This is a genomic window from Pseudomonas sp. FG47 (assembly GCF_057809115.1).
The window spans coordinates 55,763-79,036 of sequence record NZ_JBMDJI010000017.1; the positions used below are offsets into that span (position 1 = coordinate 55,763).

The window sequence follows — 23,274 nt, forward strand, 5'->3', positions numbered from 1 at the left end:
ATGGATGTTCGTCAGTTCGCGTTCCTGCTCCGCCAGCCTTCGGCTGCCCTGCAAACCCGTGACACTTTCTGGGGGCTGTCCAAGCGTGGCCTGGCATTCATGCTGGCCAACATGATGTTCTGGCAGCCGCTGGTGGCCATGGCCGACGGCATCGCGGTCAACGGTAGCGCCACCAGCCTCGGCCAGGCTGGCAACGGCGTGCCCATCGTCAACATCGCCGCGCCCAGCGGCGCGGGCCTCTCGCACAACACCTTCAGCGACTACAACGTCGGCCAGCAGGGGGTAATCCTCAACAACGCCACCAACCGTACCCAGTCCACCCAGCTGGGCGGGATCATCCTGGGCAACAGCAATCTGGGCGGGCGTTCGGCCAGCGTGATCCTCAACGAGGTCAACGGCGCCAACCCCAGCCAGCTCAAGGGCTACACCGAAGTGGCGGGGCAAGCGGCGCATGTCATCGTCGCCAACCCCTATGGTGTTACCTGCAACGGCTGCGGCTTCATCAACACCCCCCGGGCCACCCTGACCACCGGCAAGCCGGTGGTGGAGAACGGCCAACTGCAGCGTTACCAGGTGGAGCAGGGCAGTGTCGCCATCGAGGGCGTGGGGCTCAACGCCAGCAATGTCGACCAGTTCGAGATCATTACCCGCAGCGCCAAGATCAATGCGCAGATCCAGGCCCGGCAACTGGCGGTGGTCGCTGGCGCCAACGACGTCGATGCGCGCACCCTCAAGGCCAGCGCGCGCGCCGCCAACCCGGCGGATGCGCCGCAACTGGCCATCGACTCGTCGGCCCTGGGCGGCATGTACGCCGGCGCCATCACCCTGGTCGGCACCGAGGCCGGGGTCGGGGTGAAGCTCGACGGCAAGCTGATCGCCAGCGGTGGCGACATCCAGCTCGACGCCAACGGCCAACTGCGCATGGCCCAAGTGACGGCCGACCAGGGCTCGGTGGTGATCAACGCCGGCCAGCTCGAGACCCAGGGCGCGGTGTATGCCGGCCGCGAGCTGAAGGTCAAGACCCAGGGCGACCTGGACAACCGCAACAACCTGGTTGCCGGCCAGCGCATCGACCTCGACAGCGGTGGCCGCCTGACCAACCACGCCATCATCGAAGCCGGGGTCAATGCCGACAACAGCCGCAACGCCAGCGGCGACGTGCGCCTGAACGCGCAGCACATCGACAACCGCGGCCAGAGCGTGGTGGCCAGCCGCGACCTCAGCGCCAGTGCCGTGCAGACCCTGAGCAACCAGGGCGGTACCCTGAGCGGCCAACGCCAGCTGAGCGCCAGCGCCGAGACCCTCGACAACCACGACAAGGGTCGCCTGCTCAGCGCTGGCCAGGCCAACCTGCAAGCTGGCCGGCTGTTGAACGGTCAGGGCGGCTTGATCAAGGCCGACCAGGCCATCGAGGCGCGCGCCGGACACCTCGACAACAACGCCGGTGAGGTGCTCAGCCAGGGCCGCCTGAGCGCGCAGGTCGAGACGCTGGACAACCTCGCCGGCACCTTGAACGCCGGCCAGCACCTGGGCCTGACCGCCAGCGCCGCGGTGGACAACCGCGGTGGCCAGCTCACCAGCGTGCAGACCCTCGCGCTCAAGGCCGGGCAGGTGAACAACAGCGCCGCCGGGCGCATCGCCAGCAACCAGGCGTTGAGCGCCAATGTGCGCGGGCTCGACCAGCATGATGGCGGCCGCCTGACCAGCCTCGGCGAGCTGCGCCTGGACCTCGACAAAGGCCACCTGAACAACCGCGGTGGCTTGATAAATGCCCCGCGCCTGATCCTGAACAACCTCGACAGCGTCGACAACCACCAGGGCGAGATCTCCAGCGCCGAGGCCTTCGCGCTGGTGGCGCGCAACCTCGACAACAGCCTGGGCAAGCTGCTGGGCAACCAGGGCCTGAGCGTGCGTCTGGACGAGGCGCTGAACAACGTCGGCGGCCTGGTTTCGGCCAGCGGCATCAGCGTGCACGCGGCCAGCCTGGGCAACCATGACGGCATCGTCACCAGCCGCGCCGACCTGGCCCTGACCCTGGCCGGTGCCAGCGACAACCAGGACGGCGAGATCTCCAGCGCTGGCAGCACCACCCTCACGGGCGCCAGCCTGGACAACCGCAACGGCCAGGTCAGTGGCGACGGTGCCTTGAATCTGGCCCTCGGCGGCGCTCTGGACAACCGCGACGGCCTGCTCGGCTCCGCCGGCAAGATCGACCTCGAGGCGGCCAGCCTGGACAACCGCGAGGCCGGCAAGCTGGTCGGCGACGCGGCCTTGAATGCCCGCATCGAAGGCCTGCTGGACAACCAGCAGGGCGAGATCATCGTCAAAGGCGCCATCGACCTGCGCGCCGCCAGCCTGGACAACCGCGCCGGCAAGCTGCGCGCCGACCAACAGGCCGTGCTCAACGTCGACCAGTTGGACAACCGCCAGCAAGGGTTGCTCAACAGCCTGGCGGCGCTGACCTACAACGGCACCCGGCTGGACAACCGTGGCGGCCTGCTGATTGCCGCAGGCCCGGTGCGCCTGCAGGGCGCCAGCCTGGACAACAGCGGCGGGCGCATTTCCAGCCAGCGCGCGCTGGTGGCCCAGGTGACCGAGGTTACCAACCATAAGGGCGTCATGGCCGCCGATGGCGATCTGAGCGTGAGCGGCACCCGCCTGGACAACGGCAACAGCGGCAAGCTCGGCAGCAAGCAGGCGCTAAAGCTGGAGGTGGCCGAGGTCGACAACCGTGGCGGCGAGCTGTCGAGCCAGACCGGGCTGACGGTCAAGGGCGCCAAGCTCGACAACAGTGACAGCGGCAAGCTGCTCGCCGGTGGCGACCTCGAGCTGAAGGTGGGCGAACTGCTCAATCGCAATCAGGGCCTGCTGTCTGGCAAGGCCACGGTGAAAATCGTCGGCCAGCGCCTGGACAACGGCCAAGGCCGCCTGGTTACCCGCCAGGCCCTGGACATCCGCCTGGACGCCGACCTGGACAACCTGCTCGGCGTGATCAGCGCCGACGGTCGCCTGAGCGCCAACGTTGGCCGCCTGGACAACAGCACCGGCAAGCTGTCGAGTGTCGATGCCCTGGCCGTGACCAGCCAGGGCGCGTTGCTCAACCGCAACGGCTCGATCATCGGCGACGCCAGCCTGACCCTCGCCAGCCAGACACTGGACAACAGTGAGGCCGGCCTGCTCAGCGGCCAGGGCGCGGTCAAGGTCGACACCGGCACCTTCGACAACGGCGCCGGTGCGCGGTTGGTCAGTGGCGATCGCCTCGACCTGACCACCGGCCAGCTCAACAATGGCCAGGGCAGCCGCATCGCCAGCGAAAAAGCCTTGGTCGCCAGCGTCAGCGGCCTGGCCCAGGACGGTGGCGAGTTGTTCAGCAAGAGCGCCCTGACCCTCGACCTGAACCAGGGGCGCCTGCGCAACCACAAAGGGTTGATCAACGCGCCGCTGCTGGTGCTCAAGCAACTGGCCGAGGTCGATAACCAGAGCGGCGAGATTTCCAGCGCCCAGGCCTTCACCCTGGCGGCCCGCAGCCTGGACAACAGCCACGGCAAGCTGATCGGCCAGCAAAGCCTGACCTTGCGCATCGAGCAGGTGTTGAACAACCTCGACGGCCTGGTTTCGGCCAATGGCCTGGACCTGCGCAGCCACAGCCTGGACAACAGCCAGGGGCTGATCAGCAGCCGGGGCACGCAGAACCTGGTGATCGACAGCGTGTTGAACAACCAGGACGGCACGCTGATCGCCGACCAACGCCTGGACCTGCAGGCTGGCACGCTGACCAACCAGCAAGGGCTGGTGTCCGGCAAGCGCGCACTGCAGGCCAAGGTTGGCAACCTCGACAACCAGGCCGGCCAACTGCTGGCCGGGGAAGACCTGCAACTCAGTGGCGAGGTGCTCGACAACCGTCAGGGCGGCCAGGTGGCGGCGACCCAGAGCCTGGGCCTGCAAGTGGCCAAGGTGGACAACCGTGGCGGCGAGCTATCGGGCAAGGTCGACGTGACCCTGGTTGGCGCACGCCTGGACAACAGCGACGCTGGCAAGGTCCTGGCCGAGGGCCAGTTGCAACTGACCGTGGCCGAGCTGATCAACCGCAACAAGGGCCTGCTTTCAGGCAAGGCCGGCCTGACCCTGAGCGGCGCCAGCCTGGACAACACTGGCGGCCTGCTGCGCAGCCAGCAAGCGCTGGCCGCGAGCCTGAGCGGCAAGCTGGATAACCGCGATGGCCAGATCGACGCCGAAGGTACCCTGGGCCTGGCCAGTGCCAGCCTCGACAACCGTGCCGGCGGTATTTCCAGCGGCGGCGCGTTGAGCCTCGAACATAGGGACGAGATCCTCAACCAGGGCGGCGAACTGCTCACCGATGGCACGCTGCTGCTCAAAGGCGGCCACCTCGACAACAGCGACCAGGGCATCATCAGCGCCAAGGGCGCGGCCACCGTCACCACCAGCAGCCTGGACAACAGCCGCAAGGGGCGCCTGGACAGCGCCGCCAGCCTGACGCTGGTCAGCGGCCAATTGACCAACCGCGATGGCGGCCGCCTCGGCAGCAACGGCGCGGTGAGTGTCAGTGTCAGCGGCCTGGATCAGCAGGGCGGCCAGCTGTTCAGCCATAGCGCCCTGACCTTGGACCTCAACCACGGCCTGCTGGACAACCGCCGGGGCCTGATCAACGCGCCGCTGCTGGTGCTCAAGCAGCTCGATGGGGTCGACAACCAAGGTGGCGAGATATCCTCGGCCCAGGCTTTCACCCTGGCTGCCCGTAGCCTGGACAACAACGCTGGCAAGTTGCTGGGCAACCAGGCGCTGACCCTGCGCATCGACCAGGCCCTGAACAACATCAAGGGCCTGGTGGCGGCAGCGAGCGTCGATGCCCAGGCCGCCAGCCTGGATAACCGCGGCGGTACCCTGGCCAGTCGCGGCGATCTGCGCCTGCAACTGGCCGATGGCCTGAACAACGGCCAGCAAGGGCTGATCAGCGCAGTGGACAAGTTGGCGATCAGCAGCCGTGCGCTCGACAACCAGGGCGGGGCGCTGCTCGGCAGCGCCATCGCCATCGACCTGGGCAGCGCCACGGGTGACCTGAACAACGACGGCGGCCTGATCAAGACTGAGGGCGTGTTGACCCTCACGCATCTGCGCGACCTGAGCAACCAGGGCGGCGAGTTGTCCACCCAGCAAGGCCTGGTGCTCGAGGCTCGCAACCTGGACAACAGCGCCGGCAAGTTGATCAGCAGCGCCCAACTCACACTCAACGCCCAGCGCCTGCTCAACCAGGCCGGCCTGGTCTCGGGCTGGCAGGGGCTGAACGTCACTGTCGACAGCCTCGACAACCGCAACCTGGGCACCTTGTCCAGCCGCAGTGGCGCGTTGCAGGCGCAGGTCGGCGGCGACCTGCTCAACAGCGGTGGTGGCGCCTTGGTCAGCCAGCAGGCGCTGACGGTCAAGGCCGTCAACCTGGACAACAGCGCCAAGGGCATCCTCTCCAGCGGCGCCAATCAACACCTGGATATCACCGGCCGGCTCGACAACGGCCAGGGCGGCCTGATCGACAGCGGCGCGGCCCTGACCCTCAAGGCCATGACCTTGGGCAACGTCGCCGGTGCTATCAACGCCCAGCAGGCCCTGACGCTCAACGCCACCACCCTGGACAACAGCGGCGGCACCCTGGTCGGTAATGGCGCGGTCAGCCTCGACCTGCTCGGCGCCTTGACCAATACCCAAGGCAAGCTGGCCAGCGCCGGCCCGCTGCGCATCGAGCGTGCCACCCAGGTCGGCAACCAGGGCGGGCAAATCGTCAGCCAGGGCCTGCTGAGCCTGCTGGCCGGCAGCCTCGACAACCGCAACCGTGGCACGCTGGCGTCCAGCCAGGCCTTGACCCTGAGCGTGGCCGGCGCCGTGCAGAACGACGCCGACGGCCTGATCTACAGCCAGGGCGGCGACCTCGAGGTACACGCCGCCAGCCTGAGCAACGCCAAGGGCACGCTGCAAGGGCAGGGCGCCCTGCAACTGGTGACCGGCGATATCGACAACCAGGGCGGGCGGATTCTCGCCGACAGTGGCAACCTCGACGTCAGCGCCGGCCAACTGGACAACCGTGGCGGTGTGCTGGCCAGCCTCAAGGGTGGCGTGAGCGCCGACCTGCGCGGCGTGCTGCGCAACGGCTATGACCTGAACAACAACCGCCAGGGCGGCGTGACCCAGGGCCAGTTCCTGACCCTCAAGGCCCTGGGTGGCATCGATAACTATGGCGGGCGTATTTCCGCCCAGGGCGGCGACGCCAAAATCACCACCGCCGACTTCGACAACCGTAACGGCGGCTTGTACGCCAAGGGCCTGGTGCAGGTCAGCGGCGGCAATTTCGACAACAGTGGCGACAACCACGGCCAGATCGGCGGCCAGCGCATCGACCTCGACCTCAGCGGTGCGCTGAACAACCGCTCGGGCATCATCGAAAGCGACAGCACCCTGGCGATCAAGGCCGCCAGCCTCGACAACCAGGCCGGCCAACTGCGCGCCCTGGGCAACAGCGGCGCCACTCGCCTGCAGATCGGCGGCCAGTTCGACAACCGCAACGGCACCCTAGAAACCGCCAACACCGACCTCAGCCTGGGCGTCGGCAGCTTCCTCAACGGCGGCGGCAGCCTGCTGCACGTGGGCAACGGCACCTTCGATATCGCCACCGCCCATGTCACCGGTGCCGGCGGCAGCATCGTCACCCGTGGCGGCCTGACCCTCAACGCTGGCAGCTGGCGCAACAGCAACGTCATCCAGGCCGGGCGCCTGACGGTCAATGTCGGCGATTTCAGCCAGACCGCCAGCGGCCAGCTACTGGCCAGCCAAGCGCTGGTCGGCAGCGGTGGCAACTGGAGCAACGATGGCCTGATCGCCAGTGACGGCAGCCTCAGCCTGAATCTGGGCGGCACCTATACAGGCAGCGGCCGCCTGAGCAGCCGTGGCGACCTCGGCCTTGGCGCCGGGCAGCTCAACCTTGGCGGCACCGGCAGCATCGCCGGCGGCGGCGCGACCAGCGTCTCGGTTGCCGGGCAACTGAACAACGCCGGGCGCCTGACCTCCGCGGCCGGCCTCAGCCTTGGCGCCGGCGCCGTCAACAACACCGGCACCCTGGGCGCGGCGCAGAACATGACCCTGACCACCGGCGCCCTGGTCAACGACCATGGCCTGCTGTTCAGCGGTGCCGACATGGGCCTGCGCGTCGACAGCCTGAACAACAGTTACGCCGATGTGTACAGCCTCGGCAGCCTGACCATCGACCGCGACGGCCAGGGCAGCTTGGCCAGCCGCATCGTCAACAGCTCGGGCTCGCTGCAAAGCGATGGCTCGATGAGCCTGGCCGCCAGCACCATCGAGAACGTGCGCGCGGTGCTCAAGACCGACAACAAGGGCGTGTACACCGCCCGCATCGGCGAAGTCGCCTGTATCGAGGGCTACAACGCCGGCGACTGCGGCGGCAAGCGCAACCATGTCTGGGAAATCGTCCAGCGCGACAAGTTCGATGTCACCGAGGCCAGCGCCGCGTCGAGCATCACCACGGGCGCCAACCTCACGATCCGCGGCGGCGACCTGCTCAACAGCAGCAGCACCATCGCTGCCGCCGGCAGCCTGGTGGCGTCGGTGAACAACCTCACCAACAGCGGCGTGGAGACCGGCGAGACCGAGACCACCCGTATCTTCCGCTCGGCGCGCACCAAGAACGCCGGCGGCTGGTACAGCGTCGCCAACTCGGTTACCAGCAAGTACTGGTACGAGAGCGCGGGCTACAACCCCAACGACCTGGGCGGCCTGCAAGGCGCCCTGGCCGGCTTCATCGGCATGACCGAAGCGGAGCTGGTATCGCTGGGCAGCAGCCGCAAGCTCGCAGGCGGCGACCAGAGCTACGCCGGGGTGATGCAGGCCGGCGGCGCGGTGAGCATCACGGCCGGCAACAACATCAGCAACAGCGTGGTACGTCCGGGCTACGACTACATCGGCAGCGGCGCGCGCACCGACACCTCGGCGCCGGGCACGGCGTTCTCCACCCGGATCAACCTCAACCAGCAGTTGCCGCCAGACCTGGCCCAGCAGCAGGTCAATCCGCTGGCGCTGCCCGGCTTCAGCCTGCCGAGCGGCCAGCATGGCTTGTTCCGCCTGAGCAGCGACGCAGGCAGCGTGCCGGCCAACAGCGGCCCGCAAACCTGGACCCTGGGCGGCGCCAGCCTGAGCGCGGTGCAACGCCAGCAACCGCTGCCGCTGGCGCAGGCCCGCGATATCAACCTGGCCGACGCCGCCCAGGCGGCCGCGCGTCGTACCGAACTGAGCACCGCCAACCGCGTCCCGGTGGGCAGCATCGGCGAGGCCAGCGCCCTCGACACCGCCTTGCCTGGCAGCGGCAACGGCCCGCTGTTGCCGGGGCGATCGTCGGTAGATGACGCCATCAGCCAGGCGTCGACCCTGGCCGGCCAGGCCCCGGCGCCGATCAGCATCGACCGGGTGCAGGGCCTGCCCGACAGCAGCGTGCGCAGCAACCCGCACAAGTACCTGATCGAAACCAACCCGGTACTCACCGACCTCAAGCAGTTCATGAGTTCGGACTACCTGCTGGGCAAGCTCGGCTACGACCCCGACCTGAGCGCCAAGCGCCTGGGCGACGGTTTCTACGAGCAGAAGCTGGTGCAGCAGGCCGTGGTCGCGCGCACCGGCCAGCGCTTCATTGGCGGCCAGGACACCGACGAGAAGCTGTTCAAGTACCTGATGGACAACGCCATCCAGAGCAAGCAGCAGCTCAACCTGGCGGTGGGCGTCAGCCTGACCGCCGAGCAGGTGGCGGCCCTGACCCACGACATCGTCTGGCTGGAAAACGCCGAGGTGAATGGCGAGCAGGTGCTGGTGCCGGTGCTCTACCTGGCCCACTCCAACGACCGCCTGGCGCCCAACGGCGCGTTGATCGCCGGCAGCGACGTCAACCTGATCGCCGGGCAGAACCTCGACAACGTCGGTACCCTGCGCGCGAGCAACAACCTCTCGGCCCAGGCTGGCAACAACCTGGTCAACAGTGGCCTGGTCCAGGCCGGCAACCGCCTTGACCTGCTGGCGGGCAACAACCTGGTGAACAAGGCCGGCGGCATCATCGCCGGGCGTGACGTGAGCCTCACTGCCACCCAGGATGTGATCAACGAACGCACGCTGACTTCGCACCAGAGCAGCAACGGCAGCTATGCCCAGCGGCGCGACTTCGTCGACAACGCAGCCCGGGTCGAGGCGGCCAACAACCTGGCGATCAATGCCGGGCGCGACCTGGTCAATCGTGGCGGCGTGCTCGAAAGTGGCGCCGACACTAGCCTCAAGGCCGGGCGCGATGTCAGGTTGACCGCGGTCGAGCAAGTGGTCAGCAACGACCAGGGCGTGCGCTCCAACGGCCTGAGCGTGACCCAGAACGGCGCGAGCCTCAAGACCGGACGTGACCTGGCCGTCAGTGCCGGGCGCGATATCACCGCGGTCGCCAGTGCCATCGAGGCCAAGCGCGATGTAGCGATGACCGCGACCGGGGACCTGAGCCTGGTGTCCGCCGCCAACGAGCAGCATTCGGCGAGCAAGACCAGGAAGGTCACCAGCCAGGAAGATCATGTCCAGCAAGTGGCCAGCACCGTGCTGGCCGGCGGCAACGTGACGCTCAAGGCCGGCGATGACCTGAGCCTGAGCGCCAGCCGGGTGACCGCGGGCAATGAGGCGTATCTGTATGCCGGCGGTGACGTGAACCTGGTCGCCGAGGAAAACAGCGACTACAGCTACTACCGCAAGACCAAGACCAGCCGCTCCGGACTTTCGAGCAGCCAGAAAACCCGCATCGACAGCAGCAATGCGGTCACCCAGGAAGGCTCGTCGGTCAGCGGCGACACGGTGGCGATCCGCGCCGGGCAGGATATCGGCGTCTCGGCCAGCAGCATCGTGTCGACCCACGACACGCGCCTGGTGGCGGGTGGCAACGTGCAGATCGAGAGCGCCACGCAAACCTTCGAGCAGAGCCAGTCGACTTCGAAGAAAAAGTCCGGCCTGCTCAGCAGTGGCGGCATCGGCTTCACCCTCGGCTCGACCAGCCTGGAGAACACCTCCACCAGCAAGACCGAGAGCGGCAAGGCCAGCACCGTCGGCAGCGTGCTCGGCAGCGTGTCCATCGAGGCCGGCAAGGACCTGGGCATCAAAGGCTCCGAGGTCATCGCCGGCAAGGACATCACCCTGGTCGGGCAGAACGTCGAGATCGTCGCGGCCGAACACCACAATACCAGCGAGCAGACGTCCAAGAGCAAGAGCAGCGGCCTGACCCTGGCCTTGTCCGGCACGGTCGGCAGCGCCGTGGACGCCGCCTACCAGACCACCAAGCAGGCCACCCAGGAAGAAGACAGCCGGCTCTCGGCCCTGCAAGGCATCAAGGCCGGCCTGACCGGCATCCAGGCCTGGCAGGCCGCGCAGGAAAATGGCGGCATGACCTCGGAGAACGCCGGCCAGTTCGTTGGCGTCTCCATCTCGCTCGGCGGGCAGAAGTCCAGCTCGCGCCAGACCCAGGAGCAGACCGTCAGCCAGGGCAGCAGCCTGACCAGCGGCAACGACCTGACCATCGTCGCCAAAGGCAACCAGGCAGACGCCACGGGCGGCGATATCCATGTGCAGGGCAGCAAGCTCAAGGCTGGCAACGACCTGTCGCTGGAGGCCGAGCGCGACATCTTGCTGGAGGCCGCGGCCAACACGCAGAAGCTTGACGGCAAGAACAGCAGCAGTGGCGGCGCCATCGGCGCCAGTATCGGTGTCGGCCCGAACGGCGGTGGCCTGAGCATCTTCGCCAATGCCAACAAAGGCAGCGGCAAGGAGAAGGGCAACGGCACCACCTGGAGCGAAACCACCCTGGATGCCGGTCACCAGGCCAGCTTGCTCAGCGGGCGGGATACCACGCTCAAGGGGGCGCAGGTCAACGGCGACAAGGTGGTCGCCGATGTGGGGCGCGATCTGACGCTGCAGAGCCTGCAGGACACTGACGACTACAAGTCCAAGCAGCGCAACGTCAGCGGCGGCGCGAGCGTTACCATCATTGGCGCCGGCGGAGCCAGCGGCAACCTCAGCGTCAGCCAGAGCAAGCTCGACTCCACCTACAAGAGCGTGCAGGAGCAGACCGGGCTGTTTGCCGGCAAGGGCGGTTACCAGGTCGAGGTGGGCAAGCACACCCAGCTCGACGGCAGCGTCATCGCCAGCACCGCCGAAGCCGACAAGAACCGCCTGAGCACCGGCACCCTGGGCTGGAGCGATATCAAGAACAAGGCCGAGTTCAAGAGCGAGATGGCCAGCGCCAGCATCAGCGGTGGCAACAGCGGCTCGAGCGGTTTCACCAGCAACATGCCGACCGGCACGCTGATCGCCTTCAACCACAGTGGCAGCGCCAGCGGCACCACTTCGTCGGCGGTGTCCGACGGCACCCTGCAGATCCGCGATCCAGACCAGCAGAAGCAGGACGTCGCGACCCTGAGCCGTGACGTCGAGCATGCCAACGACAGCATCAGCCCGATCTTCGACAAAGAGAAAGAGCAGCGGCGTCTGCAGCAGGTGCAGTTGATCGCCGATATCGGCAACCAGGTGTCGGACATCGTGCGCACCCAGGGCCAGCTCAAGGCCAAGGAGGAAGGCCGTGCCGAGCTGAAGGCGCGTGGAGTCGAGGAGCCGGGGAAAGGCGCGAGCCAAGAGGCGCTACAGGAGTACCAGAGAAAGCTGGCGGGTACCGATGCTTACCAGAGGATCATGGGTAAGTACGGTACCGGAAGCGATTATCAGAAGGCGACTCAGGCGGTCACAGCGGCGCTACAGGGCCTTGCCGGGGGCAACATCGGCGGTGCGCTTGCGGGCGCGTCGGCGCCATACCTGGCCGGGGTGATAAAGAGGGTTGCTGGTGACAATGAAACTGCACGGATCATGGCGCATGCGGTTCTAGGTGCAGTTGTCGCCCAGGCGCAGGGGAACTCGGCGGCGGCGGGTGCGGCGGGGGCGGCAGGCGGTGAGCTGACTGCCCGATTGATCACCCAGCAACTGTACGGCACCAGTGATACCAGTGCCCTGAGTGAAGAGCAAAAGCAGACAATAGCCGCGCTATCGACCTTGGCGGCTGGTTTCGCAGGCGGTGTTGCGAGCGGTAATGGCACGGATGCTATTGCGGGTGCTGGGGCAGGCAAGAATGCGGTGGAGAACAACCACTTAGGAACCGGCGCCAACATTTTTGGCTACCAGCTGGGCCAGAACCAAATAGCCGAGTTCAGTCAGGAACTTAAAGCTTCCTGTGGTGATGCAGGTGGCTCGCAAGATTGCCTGAAGACATATGACAAGTGGAAAGAAACCTCCTATCGGCAAGGTGGCCTGGATACGAAAGAGGCGCAAGCGGGCTGGGAGGAGTTCGTACAGGCAGTTTACACAGATAAAGTGTTACCCCTGTGTAAAGGCAACGCTGCTTGCGAGCGGAATGTCGCTACTCATATGGCTGTCACAACGATCACCTATGCGGGCGACAGCGCAGGCATAGGGCAAGCGGTGGGTGAGGCCACCCGAGCCGTCAACCTGGCCAATGGGAACTGGGTTCGTACGGGATTGCAAGTCGTAGAGGATGCAGGTTTACTAGCTACGCTTGGCAGCATGGCGGGGGTGTTCTCAAAAGCAGGTAGTGTCGGAGCAAAAGGGGGAGGGGCTGCCGGAAAGTTAGAGACTCCCAAAATCACGATGAACCGCCAGAACGGCTCAGCATTTGAGAAACAAGTAGTTGATGCGTTCAGTCATGTGGGGGGTACGAAAAATACAACTCTGGTAACTGTTCAACTCCCTAATGGAAAGCAGGTAACAACAATCCCAGATATGTGGGGTAGAAATACTGGTGGGTTGCTCGAAGTCAAAAATGTTAAAAATCTATCTATGTCTGACCAGTTGCGCGCACAGTTGCAGTTAGCCGAAATGACTGGGCAGCCATTTAATTTGGTTGTAAGTCCACGGACACAGAGTATTTCTGCACCGCTAAAGGCAAGGATAGATGCAGTTACAAGTAAGGTTGGTGGAGGTATATACAGATATGATCCTTCTACTAAATTGCTGTCAGATTTCTAATTTATTTGGTGGGTTATGCTGCGCATCTCTGTAATAACAAATTTTGATACTACAAATTGGATTGTTGGGAGTCAGGTTCTTTCGGCATTTTCAGAACGGGATTCAAAGCTTATTCCGGAAAGCTTATTTCAATGGGAAAGTCGCATTGCTGACTTTGAAAATGTTCCTGCTTGTGAGGCACATTGGGCTCAAATGGCGACAATGCAGGTTCAGGGTTCAAAAATGGAGTTTCCTATAGGGCTCCGCTGGAAGAGAAAAAAGGTAGCAAAGTATGATGCGGAGATTAGTCATACTCATAGGAATGTGAAGGGCGAGCAAATAGATGGTTCACTTATTGTGCAAGCACAATTTAATAGTAAAATCGATTGGTTCAGTGTTTTTCGAGAGACATGCTTAGCTATGAGAGCAAGCTATGCTCTGATGCATGTTTTTCATGAAAGTGAAGCCGTTAATGTAAGGCCTGGGACTTCGGAGAGCTATTTTCTTTCTGGTGTTCTACATCGTGGCACGATACCGAATATTGGCTGGGCAGTATTTTATGGTGAAGAATTCGCTGGGTCAGTTGACGTTGATCGAATTGCAGGTGCAGGATTTCCTATTGAAAAAATAGGCAGCGGTTACTTGGTAAGAGTTACAGAAAATATTCAAGATGTTGTGAACGATTTCCCTCTTTTTTCTAGGCGTCGTGCTGAGCTCAAAGCTTTGTTTCGGGAGGGTTTTTTTCTCATCCAAGACGAGCCCCTAATCTGAGTGCTTATTTATCTGATCTCTTGGAGCAAAAGGCGCAGGGGTTGTAATTGAAGTTCCGCAGATTACCCTCAATCGCCAAAATTGCACTGCGTTTGAGCGACAAGTCGTGGATGCATTCGACCATGTGGGTGGGGTGAAAAAATACAACTCCCGTAACTGTTTAGCTTCCTAATGGTGCGCAAGTAACAACGATTCCTGACTTGTGGGGGAAAACGTAGGAGGTCTGTTAGAGGTTAAAAATGTCCAGAACCTTTCAATGTCTAGCCAGTTGCGGGCGCAGGTTAAAGTTGCAAGCGACACTGGTCAGCCTTTGAATCTTGTTGTGAGTCCTAGAACAAGCAATGTCTCTGGGGAACTCATACGTCAGGTGAGAAGTGCTGGCGGTGATGTTTTTAGATGTGATCCGCCACGGGCGACTTGGCGAGGTTTTGATAATATATGAAGTCAGGGATATCGAGTGAGTGGCAAGGAAATATCCTTCGGTAGATCCTGTGGTACGGGGCGTTGTAGGCCGGATATTGTGGCTGAAGCGCCTGATGGAACGATTAGGATAATTGAGGTTAAGACGGGTAACGCTGATCTAAGTATCTGGTAGTCTGAAATTTCCCCGCAGATTCGTGATGGCAGCTCAATTCCTAGAGGGCAGGTGGCTGAACGTTTCGGTCTTATTCCAGGCAAGCCACTCAGAGAGCAAGGCTATCCCAATGGAATTCCGGTTGAGATCATGAATTTTCCAGGTGCTAAGTAGTGAAGGAAATAGAGATATTGCCAGCTCTAGAGGGGCTTGGCTGGAGATGCGGCAAAGATGAGGTTGGGGATTGTTTTTGCCTAATGGACGTTGGCGATGTCCAGGTTCAGATTATTCCGGCTATAGGGAAGCGCTCTGATCATTTTAGGGTTTCATTAATGCCATCTGTTTCTACAAGGAGTTTTACGGCGGCAGCTGCATTCGTTTTGGGTGAGGCCCGTGATTATGTACCGATCATTGTGAGTAATGACGTGCCGGAGAAAATAGTCGATTTCTCGCTGGATGATGTCGTTAGACTTTCTCGAAGTGCTATATCTTGGGCGTCTGCTCAAGATATAGAAAAAGGCTTGGCAGCTTATAGAGCTTTGCCAACAAATTCGAAGGGCGCTATGCCGTTGCGGCACTTGGCCGCGTTGGCGATAGCTGGAGACGTTAGCTGTCTTGCACACTATCAGTTCAGCTTCGAGCAGGGTGACAGATTAGGGTTTGTTCCGTATATCACCCAAGACATGATAGCGCGCGCTCTCTTGATTGCGCGAGATGTGCGTTGACGCTAATCACCCAACGCCGGCCCCGCGCCGGTGTTGTTCTATTTGCGCTCAGCGGCAGGCAGTAGCTGCCCATCCACATCGAGCATCCAGCCGGTTGCACAGAGCCGTTTCGCATGCTTAGCATGCGCCCCCTCCGCCCACGGCCATGCGGGATCAATGGCCGGTTCAAGGACCATGGACGCATGCTGGCGCTGTTTTCCCGTTTGCTGCTTCACGCGCTCGCCTGCGTGGCGTTTCCCTATCTGCTCGCGCTGGGCTTCGACCTGTATCGCCAGCATGTCGGCCCACCACTGGCTCGTGGTGTCGGCGTGGGCCTGGCCACGATGCTGGTGTTCTACACCTTCGTGTTCTGCAACCTGCTGATGGTGGTGATCCCCCGCCTGCTGATCCGTTGGGCGTTGACGGGCCTGCTGGCGCTGCTGGTGCTGTTCTACTTCAACCCCCATCACCCCGTGCGCGCCCTGGGCTTTGCCGCAGTCTGCGTGGCGCTGTGCGCAGCGGCGATCCTGCTGACCGGGCCGCTGACGGCCTGGTTGCGGGCGACCCTCAAACGCTGAAGACGGGCAGGGCGCAACCTGTAAATTTCGTAAATAAGATTTAAATGCATATGAGAATATCTATATTTACCATCCCTGACGGTTCCCCAGGCCCTGCCTGAGCGACCGGTGGGCGAGGGGCCCGCCGGTTCGGAGCCCTGCCATACGCCCACGCTTTCAGGAGATGTACCGATGCAACCGAGCACCTCACCTCGCCGTCTGGCCCTGGCGCTGATGACCCTGGCTTCACCGACCCTGGCCCTGGCGGCCGTGGAGGTCGAGGACAAGCGCGGTGGCGCGCTGGTGATCGAGGACACCTTGGTCACCGCCGAACGCGAGGCGCGCCAGGCGCTGGGTTCGTCGATCATCACCGCCGAGGACATCCAGCGCCGGCCGCCGGCCAACGACCTCTCCGACATCATCCGCCGCGAGCCTGGGGTCAACCTCACCGGCAACAGCGCCAGCGGCGCGCGGGGCAACAACCGGCAGATCGACCTGCGCGGCATGGGCCCGGAAAACACCCTGATCCTCATCGACGGCAAGCCTTCGAGCGCACGCAATGCCGTGCGCTACGGCTGGAACGGCGACCGCGATACCCGCGGTGAAACCAACTGGGTGCCGGCCGAGGCGGTCGAGCGCATCGAGATCCTGCGTGGTCCGGCGGCGGCGCGCTACGGCTCCGGCGCCATGGGCGGGGTGGTCAATATCATCACCAAGCGCCCCACCGAGGAGCTCAAGGGCAGCCTCAACCTGTACACGCAAATGCCCGAGGACAGCGCCGAGGGCGCCAGCCGCCGGGCCAACTTCAACCTCGGCGGTGGGCTGACCGACAACCTCGGGTTCCGTGTCTATGGCGGCCTGGCCAAGACCGACGCCGACGACCTGGACATCAACGCCAAGCACGCCAACAGTGCCTTGGTCGCTGGCCGTGAAGGGGTGCGCAACAAGGACATCAACGGCCTTTTGAGCTGGAAGCTCAACGACGAGCATCGCCTCGAGGCCAGCGCCGGCTACAGCCGCCAGGGCAATATCTACGCGGGCGACACCATGAACAGCAACGGCGGCGGCAATCCCGAGCTGATCTCCAGCCTGTACGGCCACGAAACCAACGTGATGCAGCGCAACACCTACGACCTGACGCACCTGGGCGACTTCGCCTGGGGCACCAGCAAGACCGTGCTGGCCTACGAGTACGTGCGCAACTGGCGCCTCAACGAAGGCCTGGCCGGCGGCCCGGAGGGTTCGATCAACGGCAGCGGCGCGGCGCTGTCGCGGCTGCGCAACACGCGCCTGAGCAGCGAGGTCAACCTGCCGTTCGCCCTGGGCAGCACCGAGCATGTGTTGACGCTGGGCGGCGAGTACCTCTACGAAACCCTCAACGACCAGGGTTCGTTCCGCCCGCAGAGCTTCGACCCCAGTGGCACCGGCAACAATGCCATCATCGGTTTCAACCGCGCCGACAGCAAGATGACTGCCCGCAGCCACGCGCTGTTCGTCGAGGACAACATCATCGTCGGCGACACCACCATCACCCCGGGCCTGCGCTTCGACCACCACGACACCTTCGGCGACAACTTCAGCCCGAGCCTGAACCTGGCGCACCGGCTCACCGAGCAGTGGACGCTCAAGGGTGGCATCGCCCGCGCCTACAAGACGCCCAACCTGTACCAGGCCAACCCCAACTACCTGCTCTACAGCCGTGGCAATGGTTGCAGCGTGCAGCAGGCCAACTCGGGAGGCTGCTACCTGCAGGGCAACGCCGACCTCAAGCCGGAGATCAGCGTCAACAAGGAGATCGGCCTGGCCTATGACCAGGGTGACTGGCGTGCCAGCGCGACGTACTTTCGCAACGACTACCAGAACAAGATCATCGGCGACACCGATGTGCTCTACACCATCAACAGCGGTCGCCGCGTGACCCAATGGGAAAACGCCGGCAAGGCGCGGGTGGAGGGGATCGAGGGCAACCTGTTCGTCGAGCTGGGCCCGAGCCTGGACTGGAACACCAACCTGACCTGGATGCTCGACAACGACAACCGCGAAACCGGCGAGCCGTTGTCGGTGATCCCGCAGTACACGGTCAATACCAGCCTCGACTGGCAGGCCACCGACAAGCTGTCGTTGCAGGTGGCGGGCACCTGGTATGGCAAGCAGAAGTCGCCGACCTACAACTACCGCACCCAGGAGAAGTACGACAGCCAGGCGCAGCAGGATGTCGAGGCATATGGGCTGGTGGACGTCAGCGCCGGCTACCGCTTCAACGCCACCTACGATGTGCGCCTGGGGCTGAACAACGTGTTCGACAAGCAGATCCTGCGTGGCGGCAATGCCAGCAGCTCGGGGGCCAACACCTACAACCAGCCGGGCCGGGCGCTGTTCGCGGCGTTGAATATCTCGTTCTAAGGCCGGCGCGCCCCCAGTGTGAGCGGCCTTGCCCGCGAACACCGGCGCAGCCGGTGCTATGCACCGCGTTGCCTGGTTCGCCAGCAAGGCTGGCTCCTACAGAGGGGCGTCTGCGTGATCCCCGTTAGCGGGCCGACGCAGCCGCAAAACAAGCAAGCTGCCTGCGTGATGTCCTGCTGGCCGGCCAACCTCAGGCCCGTGCGGGGTTGCCGTGCAGGGCCTTGACCTCGGCCTCGGCCCCCGGCAACCACTGCGGGGCGATGCCGAAGGTCTGGAACACGTTGCGGCTGCGCAGTTGGTAGTGCTCGGTGCCGGTCAGGTGGTTGATGATGCTGGCGCTGCGAAAGGCGCCCATGGCCAGGTCGGGCGCGCCGACGCCGTGTGAGTGGATCTCGGCGTTCTGCACGTAGATCCGCCCCTTGATGTGCGCCGAGGTCTTGAGGCTGTAGTCGCGGTTGACCGCGGCATGGCCCTTGCTGTCGAACTCCAGCCATTGCTCCAGGCTGCGCAGGAATGGTGGGAACACATAGTCGTAACCGGTGGCCAGCACCAGCGCGTCGGTGTTGAAACTGAAGCGCTTGTGCATGTCCAGCTGGCGGAAGTCCAATGCCAGGCGCTGGCCGTCGTTGTCGATGTGTTCAAGCTCCGTGCGCGACTGCAGCACCACCGGCAAGGATTGGTCGATCGACTGCATGTACAGGCAGTCGTAGATGTCCTTGATGGTGTCCAGGGAGATGCCCTTGTACCACAGGCTTTGCCCTTGCAGCGCCGCGAGCCGGCTGTGTTCGGGCAGGGCGTGGAAGTGCTCGGCGTAGTCTGGGGAAAAGTGCTCGGAGCCGAGCTTGGAATACTCCATGGCGATGAACCCTCGGCTGCGCGACAGCCAGTTCAGCGCATAGCCGTGACGCGGCCGCTCGCGCAGCAGGTCGAGGAAAATCTCCGCGGCGCTTTGCCCACTGCCGACGATGGTGATGTCGCGGCGGGTCTGCAGCGCTTCTTTGTTCTGCAGGTAGGCGCTGGAGTGGATGCAGTTGCCCTGGCCCATCGCCGCGTTGGCCATGGCCGGCCAGCTTGGCTCGGTGCCGACCCCCAGCACCAGGTGGCGGCCCCGATAGGTCAGCTGCTGCTGGCTGGCCTGGTCGAGCACGCTCAGGTGGAAAATGTCATCGATCACTTCCAACGCCACCACCCGGGACGAGAAGCGGATGTTGTCCATCTGCTCGCTGACCCATTGGCAGTAGCGGTTGTACTCGGCCCGTGGCGCGTAGAAGCTCTCGTAGGAGCAGAACTGGTGCAGCCGACCTTGCTCGTGCAGGTAGTTCAGGTAGGTGTAGCGGCTGCGCGGTTCGACCATGGTCACCAGGTCGGCGGTGAATGGCACTTGCAGGGTCGCGTCGTCGATCAGCATGCCGGCATGCCACTCGAAGCGTGGCTTGGCTTCGAAGAACAGGCTGTCGACCTGGTCCAGTGGCTGCAGCAAGGCGCAGAGCCCGAGGTTGAACGGGCCGACGCCCACCCCGAGCAGATCGTAGATGCGATCAGTTGAATGTTTCACGTTGGAGTTTCCATGCCCTGGCTGCCGCTGGCAGCCGTATTCCTTGAACTGAACCGCGCCCGTTGGGCGGGCGCCTCAGTCGTTCAACATCTGGTGGTAGGTGATGAAGTCCTGTTCGGCTTCATAACCCAGCGACTCGTACAGGGCCTGCGCCGCTTTGTTGCTGCGCGCGGTGTCCAGGCTCAGGCGCTGGGCGCCTTCGGCCTTGAAGGTGGCGCTGAGGTGGTTCATCAGTGTCCGCGCATGGCCCCCGCGCCGGGCGTGGGGCACCACGAACAGGTCGTACAGCCAGTAGAAGCGCTTCATCGCCAGCGAGCAGGTCGCCGGGTACAGCTGGGCGAAGGCGATCGCCTGGTCGTTGTCGTCCAGCAGCAGGAAGATCCGCGAGTTGCCGGTTTCCAGGTTCTTTTGCAGAAACGCCCGGGCGGTCGGCAGGTCGTCGGCTTCCTCATAGAACATGCGGTACTGGTTGAACAGGTCCGCGGCGGCATCGAGGTGTTGCAGTTCACAGGCAATGATGGGCATGGCTGGGTCTCGTCTTCAGTGGATCTGGCCGATTTCGATCTGCACGTTGTTGATGTCGCGGAAGAAGAACGCTCGGTACCCTTCCAGCTCGCGGGCGGTGTAAGGCTGCTCGGTGGTGGGGGTGATGCCCATGGCCTTGACCCGCGCAAACACCTCGTCGATGTTGTCGACCATGAACGCCAGGTGGATGCCGCCGGAGTCGTTGTGCTGGGAAATGATATGGCGGCCCTTGGAGCTGTGATGCTCGATCAGCTCGAAGTCGCGCTGGCCGATGCGTACCATGCACGAGGTGTAGTCCGGTTGGTGCACGTTGATGACCTGGCCCACGCCGTCGCCGCTGATGCGTACCGCCTCTTCGTAGATTTCCACGGTGGTCAGCTGGCGGTAGAAGGCCAGGGTTTCTTCGATGTTGAGGACGGTGAGGCCTACGTGGTTGAGTGTTTCAAGCATGATTACTGGCTCCGGCTTGCAAGGGTGTGGGTAAGGAAGGCAAGGGTGGGGGTTTCGAGGAAATCGATGAAGTCGACCAGCTCGCCGAACTCGGTTTCCACCGCGGACAACAGGTGCATGATGTTGATCGACGAACCGCCCAAGGCGCGGAAATCCGACGCCGGGCTCAGCGAGGCCAGCGGCACGTGCAATTCATTGGCCCAGAGCTCGGCCAGGCGCGCGAAGGTGTCGCCGTGGTCTTCGCTGCCAGCCTGCGCTTGCGCGGCCGGAACCTGAGCGGGCAACTGGCCCAGGTCGACCTTGCCGTTGGGCTTGTAGGGCATGGCCGACAGGCGCACCACCTGTTGGGGCACCTTGTAGTCCGGCAAGTGCTGGCCCAGCCGGTCGCGCACCTGCTGGCTGCTCAAGGGCGCTGGCGCGACGATATAGGCCACCAGCCCGGCCTGCGGGTCGGAGGTCACCGCCACTTCCTGGTAACCCAGGCGCAGCAGCGCCGCTTCGATTTCTTCCAGCTCGATGCGATAACCGCGCACCTTCACCTGGCGGTCGAGGCGGCCGAGGAAGTGGATATCGCCCTGGGCGGTGCGTTGCACCAGGTCACCGCTGCGGTACAGCCGCGAGGCGTCCAGGGCCGGCAGGCTGATGAAGCGCTCGGCGCTGGTGGCAGGATCGTCCAGGTAGCCGGCGGCCAGGGCCAGGCCGGCGATATGCAGCTCGCCTTGTTCGGCCGGGCGCTGCTGTTCGTCGAGCACGTACAGGCGCACGCCACGAATCGCCTGGCCGATGTTCTGCGCGGCGGTGTCGGCGCTCATGCGCTTGCAGCTGACCAGCACCGTGGCCTCGGTCGGGCCATAGAGGTTGTACAGGCGTCGGCCCTGCGACCAGGCCTCGATGGCGCGCGGATGGCAGGCTTCGCCGCCGGTCAGTACGGTGGCCAGGCTGGGGAAGCGGCTGGGGTCGAAGATGGTCAGCAGCGGCGGTGGCAGGAACGCCTGGGTGACGCCGTGGCGGGCACAGAAGCTGGCCAGTGCGGCTTCGGACATCCGCTCTTCGTCGCTGGCGATGCACAAGGCGGCGCCGCTGAGCAGGGCCGGGAAGATATCCAGCACCGAGGCGTCGAAGTTGATGGTCGAATATTGCAGCACCCGCGCGCCGGGGCCGAGGTCGAAGGCGTCGATGGCCCAGTCGACCAGGTTGAGCAGGCTCAACTGGCTGACGCTGACGCCTTTCGGGCGCCCGGTGGAGCCCGAGGTGAAGATGGTGTAGGCAGTGTCGCTGGCAATCGTCGCCACGGGCGCGGGGGCCGGGAGGTCGGCCTGGTCATGGGCGTGCAGCCACTGCGGGGTCAGCACCAGCGCGCAGCGGCAGCGCTCGCGCAACTGTTGGCGACTGTCTTCGTTCAAGGCCGGGTCGATCGGTACATAGCTGGCGCCGCTGCTCAGGATGGCCAGGATCGCCACGTAGAGGTCGATGCCCTTGCCCAGCGACAGGCCGATCTTGTCGGTGGGCGCGATGGCCCGCCCGAGTTCGCGGGCAACCTCGTGCTGCAGCAGCGCGGCCATGGCATCGACCCGCGCCAGCAACCCGGCATAGTCGAGCTGGCGGTCACCGGCGATCAGCGCGGGCATGTGCGGGTGACGCTGGGCGCTGGCGTGGAAGCGTTCGATAACGGTATTCATCGGGGCATTCGCTCAGCAGGCAAGGCGGGTGATGAGGCACGCCCCGAGTTGGAACGGCCCGGTGCTGAACAGCAGGGCATGCTCGCCCGGCTGCAGCGCGCCTTCGGCGTGCAGGTGGCCGAGGTTGATCAGGTTGTCGGCGCTGAAGCAGTGGGCATGCTGGGCCAGCGGCGCGGTCACCGCCTTGCTGAAGCTGATCCCGGCGAGCTGGCAGAACAGCCGGGTCGCCTCGAGGGTGTAGTTGTTGCAAATGAAGTGATGCACGGCGCGCGGGGCGATCTCGGCGTGTTGGCAGGTGCGCTTGACCAGCGCGGCGATGCTGCGCATGTCGGTATCGTTGGAGAAATGCTCGATCTGCTCGGTGTTGCTGCTGTACTGCACCTTGCCGCGCAGGGCGTACTGCATCTGCGCCGGCTGGCGGCTGACGACGCAGGCCGCGGCAGCGTCGCCGGTCACGTAGACGAAGTCACTGCCTTCGCCATAGACCCGTTGCAGCGCGTCGCCGGCCTGGTCGAAGGTCACCAGCAGCACATGCTCGGCCTCGCCGCTGGCGGTCAGCGCCGCGGCCATCTTCAGGCCGGCGTGGAACCCCGCGCAGCCTGCCAGGCCCACGGCGTAGAAGGGCACGGCCTGCATCTGCAGGGTGCGGCCCAGTTCCGCGAGCCACAGGGCCTCGAGGTTGTTCTGGGCATCGAGCAGGCCCGATACCAGCAGCACCGCGCCGATGTCGTCGGGCTGACGGCCACTGTCGGCCAGGGCGCGAATCACCGCGCCGGTCACCAGCTCCCAGTGCTGGCCAGGATGGTGGGAGAAGCAGCGCACGCCATTGGCTTCGGATTGCAGCAGTGCGCGCGTCTGTGGCGCCATCTGCGCCGCCTCGATGTCCACGGCTTGGCCGGTCTCACAGGCGATGCCGCCCAGGTAAACGGTTGGGTTCACGTTTTGCTCATCTTGTTCA

11 protein-coding genes are annotated in these 23,274 nt (G+C 64.1%); 6 read left to right on the forward strand and 5 right to left on the reverse strand.

Annotation, left to right across the window (positions count from 1 at the left end; translation table 11 throughout):
* From ACODS5_RS14650 to ACODS5_RS14675, 6 genes are all read left to right on the forward strand, one after another.
* Positions 1-13,119, forward strand: coding sequence for a hemagglutinin repeat-containing protein (locus ACODS5_RS14650; protein ID WP_489109005.1), 13,119 nt, complete (start codon positions 1-3; stop codon positions 13,117-13,119).
* A 15-nt stretch (positions 13,120-13,134) separates the two neighbouring features.
* Positions 13,135-13,869, forward strand: coding sequence for a hypothetical protein (locus ACODS5_RS14655; protein WP_134690124.1), 735 nt, complete (start codon positions 13,135-13,137; stop codon positions 13,867-13,869).
* Positions 13,870-14,125: 256 nt separating this feature from the next.
* Entirely contained in the window at positions 14,126-14,311 is a 186-nt protein-coding gene (locus ACODS5_RS14660; RefSeq protein ID WP_372239486.1) for a putative toxin, read from the forward strand.
* 305 nt (positions 14,312-14,616) lie between these two features.
* Positions 14,617-15,168, forward strand: coding sequence for a DUF6990 domain-containing protein (locus tag ACODS5_RS14665; protein ID WP_134690126.1), 552 nt, complete (start codon positions 14,617-14,619; stop codon positions 15,166-15,168).
* A gap of 182 nt (positions 15,169-15,350) precedes the next feature.
* Entirely contained in the window at positions 15,351-15,725 is a 375-nt protein-coding gene (locus ACODS5_RS14670; protein WP_134690127.1) for a hypothetical protein, read from the forward strand.
* 171 nt (positions 15,726-15,896) lie between these two features.
* Positions 15,897-18,107, forward strand: a complete 2,211-nt coding sequence (locus tag ACODS5_RS14675; protein WP_489109006.1) for a TonB-dependent siderophore receptor — start codon at positions 15,897-15,899, stop codon at positions 18,105-18,107.
* 190 nt (positions 18,108-18,297) lie between these two features.
* Here ACODS5_RS14675 and ACODS5_RS14680 read toward each other — a convergent pair whose 3' ends face one another.
* The 5 genes from ACODS5_RS14680 to ACODS5_RS14700 all read right to left on the reverse strand — a co-directional run bounded on the left by ACODS5_RS14680 (position 18,298) and on the right by ACODS5_RS14700 (position 23,255).
* Positions 18,298-19,662 carry a lysine N(6)-hydroxylase/L-ornithine N(5)-oxygenase family protein gene (locus ACODS5_RS14680; RefSeq protein WP_489109007.1) on the reverse strand — a complete coding sequence of 455 codons (1,365 nt, stop codon included), beginning with the start codon at positions 19,660-19,662 and terminating at the stop codon, positions 18,298-18,300.
* A gap of 75 nt (positions 19,663-19,737) precedes the next feature.
* A complete protein-coding gene (locus ACODS5_RS14685; RefSeq protein WP_134690130.1) occupies positions 19,738-20,187 on the reverse strand; it encodes a GNAT family N-acetyltransferase in 450 nt (149 codons plus the stop codon).
* Positions 20,188-20,202: 15 nt separating this feature from the next.
* Complete coding sequence (locus ACODS5_RS14690) at positions 20,203-20,637, reverse strand: VOC family protein (RefSeq protein WP_134690131.1); 435 nt, start codon at positions 20,635-20,637, stop codon at positions 20,203-20,205.
* Positions 20,638-20,639: 2 nt separating this feature from the next.
* A complete protein-coding gene (locus ACODS5_RS14695) occupies positions 20,640-22,316 on the reverse strand; it encodes a non-ribosomal peptide synthetase (protein ID WP_489109008.1) in 1,677 nt (558 codons plus the stop codon).
* 12 nt (positions 22,317-22,328) lie between these two features.
* Positions 22,329-23,255, reverse strand: a complete 927-nt coding sequence (locus ACODS5_RS14700) for a 3-oxoacyl-[acyl-carrier-protein] synthase III C-terminal domain-containing protein (protein WP_489109009.1) — start codon at positions 23,253-23,255, stop codon at positions 22,329-22,331.
* Between the last annotated feature and the right edge of the window lie 19 nt (positions 23,256-23,274).

Bases quoted from the DNA above. Each gene is read 5' to 3' on its own strand.
- ACODS5_RS14650 (WP_489109005.1), top strand. From the start codon at position 1: ATGGATGTTCGTCAGTTCGCGTTCCTGCTCCGCCAGCCTTCGGCTGCC.
- ACODS5_RS14655 (WP_134690124.1), top strand. From the start codon at position 13,135: ATGCTGCGCATCTCTGTAATAACAAATTTTGATACTACAAATTGGATT.
- ACODS5_RS14660 (WP_372239486.1), top strand. From the start codon at position 14,126: ATGTCTAGCCAGTTGCGGGCGCAGGTTAAAGTTGCAAGCGACACTGGT.
- ACODS5_RS14670 (WP_134690127.1), top strand. From the start codon at position 15,351: ATGCTGGCGCTGTTTTCCCGTTTGCTGCTTCACGCGCTCGCCTGCGTG.
- ACODS5_RS14675 (WP_489109006.1), top strand. From the start codon at position 15,897: ATGCAACCGAGCACCTCACCTCGCCGTCTGGCCCTGGCGCTGATGACC.
- ACODS5_RS14685 (WP_134690130.1), bottom strand. From the start codon at position 20,187: ATGCCCATCATTGCCTGTGAACTGCAACACCTCGATGCCGCCGCGGAC.
- ACODS5_RS14690 (WP_134690131.1), bottom strand. From the start codon at position 20,637: ATGCTTGAAACACTCAACCACGTAGGCCTCACCGTCCTCAACATCGAA.
- ACODS5_RS14695 (WP_489109008.1), bottom strand. From the start codon at position 22,316: ATGAATACCGTTATCGAACGCTTCCACGCCAGCGCCCAGCGTCACCCG.